Source organism: Hyalangium gracile, from assembly GCF_020103725.1.
Lineage (GTDB): Bacteria > Myxococcota > Myxococcia > Myxococcales > Myxococcaceae > Hyalangium > Hyalangium gracile.
Genome location: NZ_JAHXBG010000013.1, coordinates 30,476 through 42,610, shown reverse-complemented (window position 1 = coordinate 42,610; position 12,135 = coordinate 30,476). Strand labels below are relative to the sequence as shown.

The window sequence follows — 12,135 nt, the reverse complement described above, 5'->3', positions numbered from 1 at the left end:
TCACTTCTTCGCGGGGGGCTCCGGCCAGATCGCGCTCGGCGCCGTGCCCTTCCAGGGATCGCCGCCCACGCCGAAGGCCACCAGCTGGTACGACTGGGCGCCAGACACGTGGGTCAGCCCCAGCGCGGGCACGGAGGGAGACCAGCCCGCGGAGATGCCTCCCGGGTACGCGTACTCGGTGACGTTGATCTTGCGGCCGGCGATCGTCTCGACGGCCTCCTTGAGCACCCGGGGCTGGATGTTCGGCTCGCCGGCCTTGGCGAAGGCCTGGGAGGAATCTCTCGGCGGCTGTCCGGGCAGCATCATCCGCAGGAGCAGCACGTTCTTCGCCGAGAACCGATCCCCGTTGACGAGGAACTGGAGGGTGATGCGCCCCGTCATCGGCACCTCCACCTCGAGGATGATCCAACGGCCGCTCTTGCCCGCGTGGCGCCCGGTGCCGCCCACCTTGAAGACGAACTCCAAGGGGCCCTCCGAGGACTCGCCCACGTAGCGCGCCCAGCCGCCCTCCTTGATGACGAGCGGCAGCCCCAGCATGCTCCCCGTGACGCTCTCCTGCGCCCGCGCCGCCGTGGCGCCGGTGAACAGCAGTGCCACCGCGATGATCCCTGCCCTGCTCATGCCAACCCTCGCTCCTGCCCCGAGCCCTCGCGGCCCAGGCAAACGGCTTGTCCCTCGAAGAGAGAAGGGCAGATAGTACCCCTCCCATGCGCCGCCTCTTGAACGCCTCGTGTCTCTCGCTCGTGCTGCTCGGCTCCTCGAGCTCCGCCGCTCCGGATGCAGGCACCCAGCCCGCCGCTTCCCCCGCGCCCGTGACGCCTCCTGCCTCCGGAACGGCGACGGATGGCGGCGTCCCCTCCGCCACCGATGGAGGCAGCACCATCCACCCTTCCCGGCTCGCGGAGGCGCGCGCCCTCATCCCGCCGCCCCTGCTCTACGGCCAGTTCCAGCCCACCGTCGGAGCCTGGGTGGAGTACGAGTTCCGCTCCAAGCAGGCGACCTTCCCCGTTCGCGCCGCGGTGGTGGGGCACACCCTGCGCGACAACACCACGCCGCTGTACCAGCTCGAGGTCACCTACGACACGAAGCCGCGCACCCTCGTCGTGCTGTGGATCGAAGGCGGCACCCACCCCCTCGTGGAGCGCCTGGCGGTGTCCGTCCCTCCCAACGCGCCCATCTCCATCCCGGTGGATCTCCTGGCCGATCAGCCCGAGCTGCGCGGAGAGCAGACGCGGGCGCGAGACACCGAGGTGCGCGGCGGCCCGTTCGCCGGCAAGGCCCGCCAGCTCACCTTCCGCCTGGAGACCGGGAGCACCATGGAGGTGGTCACCACCCCGAAGGCCCCGGTCTTCGGCGTGGAGTCCCTGCGCGGCCCCGAGGCCACCTGGGTGGCCAGGAAGAGCGGCACCGGCGCCCGCCCCGAGCTGAACGCCGTCCCCATCGCCGTGCCGCGCGTGCCCGGCCAGTGAGGAGCGCGGGCCCGCCCGTCCGGCTCAGCCGATCGGGTAGCCCAGGACGACGTAGAAGCCGCGCACGTAGATGGTGTAGGCGGCCAGCATGTCCGGCGCGAACGTGGAGAGCGCCACTCCGCCCACCAGCAGCGACATGAGGATGATCGAGAACTCCGCCATGGCCTGCCCACGCGAGCGAGGGCGCTTCAGCCAGCGGTAGGTGCGAGAGAGCACTCCACTCATTGCTTCGGCTCCTTGAGTTCAGGGGCACGCTCCATGACGAGCGTGACGAGGGACTGGGGCAGCCCCTCCTTTTCGATGGGCGACAGCGAGAGCGAGACGCGCTCGCCGGCCCGCGAGAAGTCGAGCATCTCCACGCCGTTCGAGGAGTGGCTGTCCTTCTGGACGAAGCCGCGCCCGGCCATCTCCGCCTTGTAGAAGTCCGCCAGCATCTGCGGCGTGCCGTGCGCCACCTGCGTCACGGTGGAGCTGCCATCGGACGGGCCCGGGCTGCGATCATCCACGCGCAGCACCGTCACCGCGCCCGGCGGCAGCGGGAGCGCCTCGGGCGCGCTGCCCTGCAAGTGCACGCCCTGGGGCGCCTCGACGATGGAGGGGAACACCATGGTGTGCGCCTCGCGGCCGCTGCCCACGCCCACCGCCGTGACGGAGATGAGCGCGCCCATCATCGGGTCGTAGTAGTTGACCGCGCCGCCGCCCTTGCCGTCCGGCTCGGTGACGACGTGGTAGCCCCGCTGGCGGAACTCGCGGCGGTAGAAGTCGAGCACGTCCGCCGCCGGGCTCCGCGTGTCGAAGAAGGACATCTCCATCGGGTTGCCGTTGGCCTCCAGCATGCCCATGGGGGTGATGTTCGCGCCGGGGTAGGCGGGGAACAGCTTGCGGACCCGGTCCTTCCCCACCGCCGGAGCGGGCAGCGGAGCCTGGGTGACGACCGCGGCCTGGGCGGGCGCGGCGCTGGCCTCCGGCTCGGCCGGCGGGGGCTCGCGCAGCACCAGCGCGGTGGCCACCAGCATCATCAGGCCTCCGAAGCCCACCACCCGCGTCAGGGTGCCCGTCCTGTCCGACAACCCGCTCATGCTGCTCCGGTCTCGTCCCGCGTGAGGGCGCCCGGCATGCCTACTCCTGGCATGCGTTGCGCCCGTAGGTGAAGTAGCTGGTGCCCGGGCCCGACGGCTGCGAGTACTCGGACTCGGTCTGGTTGGACTGCCGGGCGCCCTGGAAGAACTTGCCGCGGCAGTTGTAGGAGCGCATCGGCCAGTTGTCGTTGTAGTCGCCCGAGCTGCGGTAGCCGCGCTTCTGCTTGATGATCGTCGGCTCGCAGCTGTTGAGGCAGGCCCGCGTGTCGCTGCGCCAGTAGGCCGCTTGCAGCCGATCTCCCGGCACCGTGCGCGTGGGCGTGGTCGCGTTGTAGTACCCGTTCTGGGGCACCGGGCGCATCAGGAACGAGTCGCGGACGTAGCTGTCGCTGAACGGGAAGTCGAGCCCGAGCACCGAGAGCACCGTGCCGATCGCGTCCAGCGCTCCTCCCGCCGAGCCCGAGGTGATGCCCGCATAGGTGATCTGCCGGGCGCGGTCATAGGTGATCTGCTGCACCCGCGCGTACGTGTTGTTGGGGTTGTCGCCGTAGCCCCACGCGCGCCACGTGTCGTGGAACATGTAGAAGCGCTCGTTGAGGGTGAGGTTCAGCCGATCGTCCGAGAAGCCGGTGGTGTACAGGGCGATCTCGTTGGGGATGATGGCGTTCTCGATCTTCACCTCGACATCCGCCTGCACGGCGCCCTGGTTGGGGTCCAGGTCCATCTTCTGGGCGACCTCGCCCGCCACCGCGCCGAGCACGCTCATGGCCGCGCCGGCGATCCCGCCCGCCCCGCCCTTGGTGCCCATGTCCGACAGGCTCATGCCCGTCAGCGGCGCGGGAGCATTCCTGGCCGTCACGTTGATGGTGAGCCGGTTGCGGTAGGCCGTCCCCAGCTCCACGCCCTTGGTGGTGCCGTCGAGATCCTTGTAGCGGTCCTTCGCCTCGGCGGCGATCGCACCCAGGTCCGGGCGCACCGTGCGCTCGAAGGCGACGAAGCGGGCGATCTCGGCGGCCTTGATGCGCGCGTGCTGCACCTCCCAGAAGTAGTTGGACCAGAGGACCAGCACCACCAGGATGGGCGCCAGGATGGCGAACTCGACCACCGCCCCGCCCCGCTGGGCCCTGCGCCCCCTGAGCATTCGTCTTTCAGTAGTTGAGTCCAAAGACGGCCTCCACCTTGCCCCACTCGGAGATCATCACCTTCATGGACTCCTCTTCCCAGTGGGTGACCGCGGGAGCCAGGCGCGCCGTCCAGACCGGGTTGAAGAAGTTGGGCTCCTCCTTCCAGTCACCGGGGCGGTGGTAGATGGCGCGGCCCACGGCCAGGGCCATCATGCCGCCGGTCTTCTCGCGGAAGTTCTGCGCGGACGGGCTGTCGCCGCCGACCATGTCCCACGTGAGATCCAACACCCCGTTCTCGTCGTAGGTGCCCGAGCCCTTCATGTACTCGGTCTGCATGTTGAAGATCTGCTGCTTGGCGATCATGTCCTTGGTGAGGATGACCAGGCTGCACGGGTAGCTGAAGTGGTACTGCCAGGGCTTCATGAAGCTGGTGTCCGAGGTGAGGAACGGAGTGATGCCCAGCCAGGGGTGGTGGTTGTCCGTCTTGCGACGCCCGTACTCCTGGTGGTAGCCGTCGCGCGCGTCCGCCGCGGCCCGGAAGCGCAGCTCGAACACCGTGTCCCAGCCCGAGAGGAAGTTGAAGCAGGGGATGCGGACATCGATGGAGATGTCGTCCGAGGCGTAGAGCTGATCCTTGCGGTTGTTCTCGAAGTTCTCCGAGAAGCTCTTGATCTGGCTGTCGGCCGTCTTGTTGATGCGCAGCTCGCCGACCACCACGCACAGGTGGAAGTCCCAGTCGCGGCCGATGAGGATGGGCCCCTTGCCCTTCGCCGTCCACTCGCGGCGCACGGCGTTGGCCAGGTTGCCCATCAGCAGGCGGTACTTCGCCATGTCCGGATCCGACAGCGCGTTGTCCTTCTTCATGAGCTTGGAGCGCTTGCCCAGCCCCGTGGGGTCCGACCAGTCGATGGTCGACTCGCTGCTGTGCGGGCCGTCGTCGATGGCGTGCAGGAAGTTCTTCGCGTTGGAGAAGTTGGTGGTGACGTTGGCGGCCAGCGCTTCCCAGCCCGAGGTCGAGGTGTAGTCGAAGTCCATCGCGTAGCCCGTCATGGCGTTCTTGTCGGTGCCGGCGATGACCTCCGTTTCGTTGAAGGTGATGAGGTCCAGCACCGTGCCCACGAGCATGGCCTCCTGGGCCAGCCAGAGCGCGACGTTGAGCGCTGTCAATATGGGTACCAGGCCTCGTGAGACCGTCTCGACGACGGTCTTCCATGTCTTGATGGCGGTCTCCACCGCCGCGAATATTCCGCCGATGACGGGGATGGCCTTGAGGTAGCTGGCCGCCACGCGGATCGTCTTGTCCAGGTACACGGCGTGGCTCACGTAGGACATCACCGTGAGCATGGCCGAGTAGTGAACGATCATCGCGCGGTTGGTGTAGGCCAGGAAGTTGTAGGCGCGCGCCTCCTTCACCGCGAGCGAGTAGGCCTGGGCGTCGGCGGCGTCCTGCAGCTTGATCTTCGAGTAGACGCCGTGGCCGATGCTCACGGAGGTCATCACCGTCACGCAGAGCACCAGCAGGGCGATGACGCCGATGACCATGGCCTGGCCCCGCTCGTCGCGCCGCATTCTGCGAAGAATCCCGTACATATCCGCTCCGCTCGTCGCCGACGGCTCAGCTGTCGACGGCGCACTTCCCAGGCCCGCGTGAGCCGTTGTTGAAGAGGTTGGACTGCATGCGCATGGAGTAGGTGGAGATCAGGGGGATCACGAACGTCCCCTGGGTGGCCAGGGTGCGCAGCTGGATGTAGTCGCCCCCCTTGGCCGCTCCCCGATCCTCCAGATAGCGCGTGGCGGCCATGCCGCCGGCCTTCTGCACCTCGAACTGGACGCCGCTGAGGTCTCCCAGCGACTCACGCCCCATGAAGAAGCTGTGCATCATCCAGTTCGCGAAGGGGATGCGCAGGTTGTAGAAGTACGTGACGCGCACCGACAGCAGGTTGGCCGCGATGACCTCGTCGTTGCGCACGTCGTCGTAGTCGATCTCGCGCCCGTCCATGTGCGAGCCGTAGGTGGAGAACAGGCTGGAGAGCTGGCTCTTCCTGGGGTTGACCACCTCGAGCCGGAGCAGCGGCAGCGCCGCGCCCGTGTACATCTTGTTGCCCGGGATCGTGGTGTACGCCTTGTAGAGCACCATCGCCTTGCCGAGCGTGTCGACACGGCCCGAGCCGCCCGAGGGCGGCGGCCCCAGCGTGGGCAGCACCGCCGAGAACGCGGCGTTCTCCATGATGTCGCAGTCGCCGTGGTTGACGATGCCCGCTCTGGCGGCGCGATACGCGGCGTACTCATTCATCAGCCGCGCCTGGTGCATCATCCCCAGCTGGATGATGCCCAGCACGAGGAACACCATCATCGGCGCGACAAGGGCCGTCTCGACCGCCGCCTGCCCGGATTCCCGATGAAGTGGCCTACCTGGAGGATTCATGCGCCTGTGTAGTTTCGCACGAACTCTCCCTGGCAGTATCCGTCAACTGGACTACGGTTTTCCCTATACATCAAAACGATGCGCGCATCGCGCACCTTGGAGCAGGAAGTGCGCAAGGACCTTCCTAGCCCCACGCCAATGGCCTCCTCAGGAGGGGCCGTCGATGATGCGTCGTAGACCCTCGGCCATCTGCTTCGCGAGCTCCATGTAGAGCCCCTCGAGCAGCTCGAACTGCGCCAGGCGCTCCGCCACATCCCGGTCGGCCCCAGCCTCGATAGCCTGCTGCGCCCGCACCCGCATCGGGTGCCGGAGCTTCAGCAACAGGTCCATGAAGTGGACCTCCGCCACCACGTCCTTCGCCGTCACGACCCGCGTGGAGACGAGCGTCCTCCGGGTGTCGTGCAGCTCGTTGCCCGTCACCCGCCACGTGCCCAGGGAGTGCACCTCCACGAACCGCCCATCCACCAGCAGGTAGTAGGCCTTGCTGGTCATCACCCCGGTGTCACCGTCATGGGCGTCGGTGAAGGCGCCCAGGAAGTTCGTCGCGCCCTCCAGGTGGAACGCCGGCACGTCGAGCCACTCGGCCTGGCGATACCGGGCCGGCAACGAGCCCGCGAGCACCTCGAGCTCGGCCTCGCTCTCACTGGGCTCCGGCTCCGCCAGGGCGGCGCGGATCGGCCTCGCCACGAGCTTGATTTCGGGCAGCACGAGCTCGCAGAGCTGCTCGAGAAGCCCGGCCTCCGCGACCAGGCGGGCCTCCTCGTAGAGCTCATACCCACGCTCGGAGGAGTCCTCGGGATCGAGGGCCTCCACGCTCCTCAGGAGATTGTTCAGTTCCTCCGAGGTCTTCTGCACCCGCTCCGCGAGGGCCTCGTACTCGGCGAGCTTCTCCTCGGCACTCTTCTGATCGTCGGACACGCGCCGAGCCTATCCCGGCTGCCTTGCCGGAGGCGACACCGCGCGCTCCGGCAGGGCTCGTCCGAGCGCTGCTCGCTACTTCTGCTGCGCCGGGGGCGGCGCGGCGCGGACGTGGACCTCCTTGAGCTGCTTCTCGTCCACGTCGCCAGGAGCCCCCGTCATCAGGTCCGTGCCCGTCTTCGTCTTCGGGAACGGGATGACGTCGCGCAGGGACTCGGCGCCGGTGAGCAGGAAGGACAGGCGGTCCATGCCCAGCGCGATGCCACCGTGCGGCGGCGCGCCGAACTTCAGCGCGTCCAGCAGGAAGCCGAACTTCGCCTTGGCCTCCTCGTCGTTGATGCCCAGCGCCTTGAACACCTCGGCCTGGACCTTCGGATCATGCAGCCGGATGGAGCCGCCGCCGATCTCGAAGCCGTTGAGCACCACGTCGTAGCGGTGGCACTTCACCCGGCCCGGATCCGTCAGCAGGTACTGCACGTCCTCATCGTGCGGCCGCGTGAAGGCGTGGTGCGCCGCCGCCCACGTCTTGGTCTCCTCGTCGTACTCGAACAGCGGCGGGTTCACCACCCACAGGAACTTCCACTGGCCGCCGCTGCCGTACTCGGGGATCAGCCCCAGCTTCTTGGCCACGTGCACGCGCAGGTTCGCCATCACCGTGTGCACCAGCGACTCGCGGCCGAACTGGAAGACGATCAGATCGCCCGTCTTCGCGTTGCACGCCTGGTTGATGGCCTGCCGCAGCGCGCCGGAGATCGTCTTCGCCAGCGGGGACTGCGTCCACTCGCCACCCTCGCCCACCTTGGCGCGCGCCAGGCCCCGGGCGCCCGCCTGCTTGGCGAACTCCTCCAGCTTGTCGGACTCGGCGCGGCTGAGCGCCTTCTCCGCCGGGATGACCATCGCCTTGACGATGCCCTTGTGCTGCACCGCCTCGTACATCAGCGGCACCCCGCCGCCCTCGCCGTGCTCGCGGATGAGGTCCGTGAGGACGATGTGCTCCAGCCCGAAGCGCAGGTCCGGCTTGTCGTTGCCGTACTTCGCCATGGACTCATAGAAGTCCATCCGCATGAACGGCGTGGGCACGTCGATGTCGAGGACCTCCTTCCACAGCTTCTTGATGAGCCCCTCGATGATCGTGAAGACGTCGTCCTGGGTGACGAAGCTCATCTCCACGTCGATCTGCGTGAACTCCGGCTGCCGGTCCAGGCGCAGGTCCTCGTCCCGGAAGCACTTGACGATCTGGAAGTAGCGCTCGAAGCCCGCCACCATGAACAGCTGCTTGTACAGCTGCGGGCTCTCGGCCAGGGCGTAGAACTTGCCCGGGTTGAGGCGGCTGGGCACCAGGAAGTTGCGCGCGCCGCCGGGCGTGTACTTGCCCATGAACGGCGTCTCCAGCTCCAGGAAGCCGTTCTCCACCATGTACGCGCGCGTCAGCGCGTGCATCTTCGAGCGCGTCATCAGCGACTGCTGCAGCGGCCGCCGGCGCAGGTCGAGGTAGCGGTACGCCAGGCGCTTCTCCTCGCTCGTCTCGATGTTGTCCTCGATGAGGAACGGGGTGGGCTCGGAGCGGTTGAAGATGGTGAGCGCGTCCGCCTTCACCTCGATCTCGCCCGTCTTCATCTTCGCGTTCACGTTCTTGCCGCGGGAGATGACCTTGCCGCGGATGCCGATGCAGAACTCCAACCGGAGGCTGCCGGCCAGCTCATGGGCCTCCTTGGCGTCCGGCTCGAAGACGACCTGGGTGAGCCCCTCGCGATCCCTCAAGTCGATGAAGACCGCGCCGCCGTGGTCGCGCCGGTTCTGGACCCAGCCGAAGAGGACGACTTCCTGGCCGATGTGCTCCTTGGTGAGCTGGCCACAGCTATGCGTACGCTTGACCTCGGTAATGAACGGGACCGCCATGACACCGCCTGCGCTGGTGAGTGTTTCGAGAGAAGGGGCGGCACCATACGGAGCGTGGAAACGATGCGTCAAGGAATCCGGAGAGGGGTCCGTCCGCTGTCACCCTGTGCGCTGGGCCTGCTCTGCGTACTCGGGGCCCTGCCCGCGCCAGCCGCCTCGCTGACGGCCGAGCTGAGCGCCAGCCAGGACTCCCGAGCCCTGACGCTCCTGGGCGACGTGGAGCTGCGCGAGGAAGAGACGTTCCTCACCTTCGGCTACAGCGGCCTGCGCCCCGAGCCCGACACCGCCGCCAGCCACCAGCTCTCGCTGGGCGTGGACCATGCCCTCTCCGAGCACTGGCTCATCTCCGGCTCACTGCTGGTGGGGCTGCCGAAGTCCACCCTCACCCCGCTGGCCATCGAGCGTCCCCGGCTCGGACTGCCGTCGCTGGCCGCCCGCACCGCCTACAGCAGCCAGGGGCTCTCCCTCTCGGCTGGCTACGACTCGGGAGGGCTGTCGGACGTGGAGTACGGGCTCGATGCGAGCCTCGGCCTCACCCGCTACCCCCTGCGCCGCTCCATCCTCACCCGCCAGGGCACCAACGCCCCCACCGTCGCCTTCCAGCACACGGAGCGACTCGGAGTGCTGCGCCCCACCCTGGGCGCGCGGCTGATGCTGGGCACGCACTGGGAACTGGGCCTGCGCGGCGGCCTCTACCTCTACAGCGATGATCCGCTCAGCGCCGGCCAGTTCACCGAGCAGGAGCAGCAGGCGCTCGCCGAGCGCTATACCCAGGAAGGAGAAGATCGCGCGCTGCAGCGTGCCTTCCTGGAGCGCCTCTACCGGGATCTCGGCACCTCGGTGGCGGGGCGACTGGCGGAGGTGAACGTGGTGGCGGGCCTGCCCAGCGCGCCGGTCCGCTTCGACGTGAGGCCGGCGGTCACCTACCGCTTCAGCTCCAAGGTGCGAGCCCAGCTCTCCTACGGCTTCACCCAGTACGTGCCGGGCCAGGGCCATGGCCACGTGCTGGGCACCCGGTGGACGTTCCGCCTGGGCGAGCCGCTCCGGCTGTGGGCCGCCGCCGCCGTGCAGTCAGACGTGCCCGAGGCCGCCGACCCGGTCTACACCGGCCTCCTCACGCTGGGCGCGGAGTACACCTTCTGAATGCCCGGGCGGCCGTAGTAGAACCCCGGTCCATGCATCGAATCGCCATCGTCGCCGCGCTCGTCCTGCTCGCCGCGTGCGAGCCCGTGCCGCCGGATCCCGTCCGGGTCCGCGCCCTGGTGCTCTCCAGCAATGGGAGCTACGTGACGCAGGAAGTGACCCTCACCACCGTCACCGATCCGTTCCGCATGGAGGGCTCGGTCGCCAATCTGCTCGGGGGGGCTCGCATCATCTCGGACTCCCAGGATCCGGAGATCCAGGCGGCCCAGACGGAGGAGCAGCTGGCCAACGCGCTCATCAAGTCCAAGGGCCGCCCCGTCAGCCCCAACTTCATCGAGCAGGAAGGCGTGCTCTGGCCGGCGGACTTCCACACCTGGAACATCGTCACGGCCTACTACAACTTCGAGCGGGCCAACGCGTACTTCAACACGGTGGGCAACATCCCCCAGGCGGACTTCGGCGGGCCGGCCACCGTGTACTACTTCCCCGAGTTCGTCCTGAGGGACTCCAGCCCCGAGGCGCTCAAGGACAACGCCCTGTTCTTCGCGCCCACGCAGTCCTTCATGGTGGTGCCCTTCGACGAGCTGCAGCGCGCGCCGCTGGCCATCAACTCCGGCATCATGGCCCACGAGTACTCGCACCTGGTCTTCAACCGGAAGGTGTATGGCGGTGCCCGGCTGCCGGCCCCCATCGTCCTGTGGGGCAGCGCGGGCGCCAGCCCTGGCGCCAACCTGGTCAAGTCCCTGGACGAGGGCTTCGCCGACTACCACGGCTTCGGCGTCACCTGCGAGAGCACCACCGGCTGCGATAAGATCTTCCTGAGCACCTCCTTCGATGAGCGGGTCACCGCCGATCGCGACCTGTCCAAGAACGACCGCTGCATGGACATCTTCCTGCGCGATCAGCTCAACAACGCCACCCTGAGCGCCTTCTCCGGCCAGGGGCTCGAGTACAAGGTGGGCTCCATCCTGGCCAGCGCGCTCTACCAGGCGGGCGAGTCCACCGGGCAGCGCAAGGTGCTCCAGCGCGCCATCATCTCCGCCTACTCGGACCAGTCCGGCACCAACCCAGGCCTCCAGCAGCTCATCACCCTGAGCCTGAACGATCAGCTCAAGTTCAACCTCGTCTCCGTGACGGCGGTGCTCGTCAACCACATCACGGACGTCCCGCTGAAGACGGCGGTGTGCAACGAGCTGATCGATCACCTCCAGATCCCCGCCGCCGAGCTGGTGGGCCCTGGCAAGCCCTGCCCGTCCGCCGCCCAGGGCGGCAACACCTGCCCCCGGCTTCCCTGAGTCATGAGGACCTTCACCTTGCATCTGCGCCGCCTGCCCCTGCTGCTCGGGGCCCTCGCCCTCTCCGCTCCCGCCCTGGCCCTGGCCCAGGAGGAGGATGACGCTCCCATCGCCTACCCGGATGAGGAAGACTCGGAGGACTCTCCCCGGAAGCTGCCGCGCCGCAGCGAGGATCCCACCGCGGACTTCGACCGGATGCGCGACGACGAGGAGGCCGAGGGCGAGTTCGAGCGCCTGGCCGGAGAGGATGATCCGAACAAGGGCCTGGTCGGTGAAGTCATCGTCGGCGCCATGCTGATGGACAGCTCGCGCGGCCGGGTGGCCGACCCCACCTTCGGCCTGGGCCTGCGCTTCACCTGGGAGTTCGGCCGCATCCTCAACAACGAGCCGCTGCGCGAGACGGTGTGGGCGGACCTGCGCTGGACGATGGCCGGCCTGAGCGACGGCACCGAGCTCATCAAGGGCAGCACGCGCACCCACTACTTCAGCGTGGCGCCCGCCTACGAGTACGTCTTCGGCGAGTCGAAGACGTACGGCATCTTCGGGCAGCTGGGCGGCGGCTTCGCCTTCCAGACCACCTCGCTCACCATCGGCGAGGAGCAGACGGCGGTGAAGGGCATGAAGCCGCTGCTCCAGTACGGCGTGGGCTTCCGCGGCCGGCCGCGCGTCTCCGAGAAGATGGCCGTGGCCTTCCGCATCGAGCTCATGCGCTTCCGCCGCGGTTATATGGACGACACCTTCGTGGGCGGCAGCATCGGCACGGCCTTCTGAGGCCGCTCGCAC

12 protein-coding genes are annotated in these 12,135 nt (G+C 68.1%); 4 read left to right on the top strand and 8 right to left on the bottom strand.

Annotation, left to right across the window (positions count from 1 at the left end):
• Positions 1-621 carry a hypothetical protein gene (locus tag KY572_RS25600; protein WP_224245587.1) on the bottom strand — a complete coding sequence of 207 codons (621 nt, stop codon included), beginning with the start codon at positions 619-621 and terminating at the stop codon, positions 1-3.
• Positions 622-707: 86 nt separating this feature from the next.
• On the opposite strand from KY572_RS25600, the gene KY572_RS25595 reads away from it, so the two are divergent.
• Positions 708-1,469 carry a hypothetical protein gene (locus KY572_RS25595; RefSeq protein WP_224245586.1) on the top strand — a complete coding sequence of 254 codons (762 nt, stop codon included), beginning with the start codon at positions 708-710 and terminating at the stop codon, positions 1,467-1,469.
• Between the two features lie 24 nt (positions 1,470-1,493).
• Here the strand turns inward: KY572_RS25595 and KY572_RS25590 are convergent, their stop codons facing one another.
• From KY572_RS25590 to aspS, 7 genes are all read right to left on the bottom strand, one after another.
• Complete coding sequence (locus KY572_RS25590) at positions 1,494-1,694, bottom strand: hypothetical protein (RefSeq protein ID WP_224245585.1); 201 nt, start codon at positions 1,692-1,694, stop codon at positions 1,494-1,496.
• The gene (locus KY572_RS25585; RefSeq protein WP_224245584.1) at positions 1,691-2,548 is read right to left on the bottom strand and encodes a hypothetical protein; all 858 of its coding nucleotides are present in this window, start codon (positions 2,546-2,548) and stop codon (positions 1,691-1,693) included. Before KY572_RS25585 ends, KY572_RS25590 begins: the two co-directional genes overlap by 4 nt.
• Before the next feature lie 40 nt (positions 2,549-2,588).
• The gene (locus KY572_RS25580; RefSeq protein ID WP_224245583.1) at positions 2,589-3,689 is read right to left on the bottom strand and encodes a TadE family protein; all 1,101 of its coding nucleotides are present in this window, start codon (positions 3,687-3,689) and stop codon (positions 2,589-2,591) included.
• A 7-nt stretch (positions 3,690-3,696) separates the two neighbouring features.
• Positions 3,697-5,241: a TadE/TadG family type IV pilus assembly protein gene (locus tag KY572_RS25575; RefSeq protein ID WP_224245582.1), complete on the bottom strand. Its 1,545-nt coding sequence runs from the start codon at positions 5,239-5,241 to the stop codon at positions 3,697-3,699.
• A 46-nt stretch (positions 5,242-5,287) separates the two neighbouring features.
• The gene (locus tag KY572_RS25570) at positions 5,288-6,025 is read right to left on the bottom strand and encodes a pilus assembly protein (protein WP_407659997.1); all 738 of its coding nucleotides are present in this window, start codon (positions 6,023-6,025) and stop codon (positions 5,288-5,290) included.
• 219 nt (positions 6,026-6,244) lie between these two features.
• Entirely contained in the window at positions 6,245-7,015 is a 771-nt protein-coding gene (locus tag KY572_RS25565) for a hypothetical protein (protein WP_224245580.1), read from the bottom strand.
• A 75-nt stretch (positions 7,016-7,090) separates the two neighbouring features.
• Complete coding sequence (gene aspS, locus KY572_RS25560; protein WP_224245579.1) at positions 7,091-8,914, bottom strand: aspartate--tRNA ligase; 1,824 nt, start codon at positions 8,912-8,914, stop codon at positions 7,091-7,093.
• Between the two features lie 63 nt (positions 8,915-8,977).
• Here aspS and KY572_RS25555 point away from each other — a divergent pair, with 63 nt between their 5' ends.
• The 3 genes from KY572_RS25555 to KY572_RS25545 are packed head-to-tail and all read left to right on the top strand — an operon-like array spanning position 8,978 to position 12,123.
• Positions 8,978-10,057, top strand: a complete 1,080-nt coding sequence (locus tag KY572_RS25555; protein ID WP_224245578.1) for a hypothetical protein — start codon at positions 8,978-8,980, stop codon at positions 10,055-10,057.
• Between the two features lie 32 nt (positions 10,058-10,089).
• A complete protein-coding gene (locus KY572_RS25550) occupies positions 10,090-11,352 on the top strand; it encodes a hypothetical protein (RefSeq protein WP_224245577.1) in 1,263 nt (420 codons plus the stop codon).
• 18 nt (positions 11,353-11,370) lie between these two features.
• Complete coding sequence (locus KY572_RS25545) at positions 11,371-12,123, top strand: hypothetical protein (protein WP_224245576.1); 753 nt, start codon at positions 11,371-11,373, stop codon at positions 12,121-12,123.
• Positions 12,124-12,135: the final 12 nt, after the last annotated feature.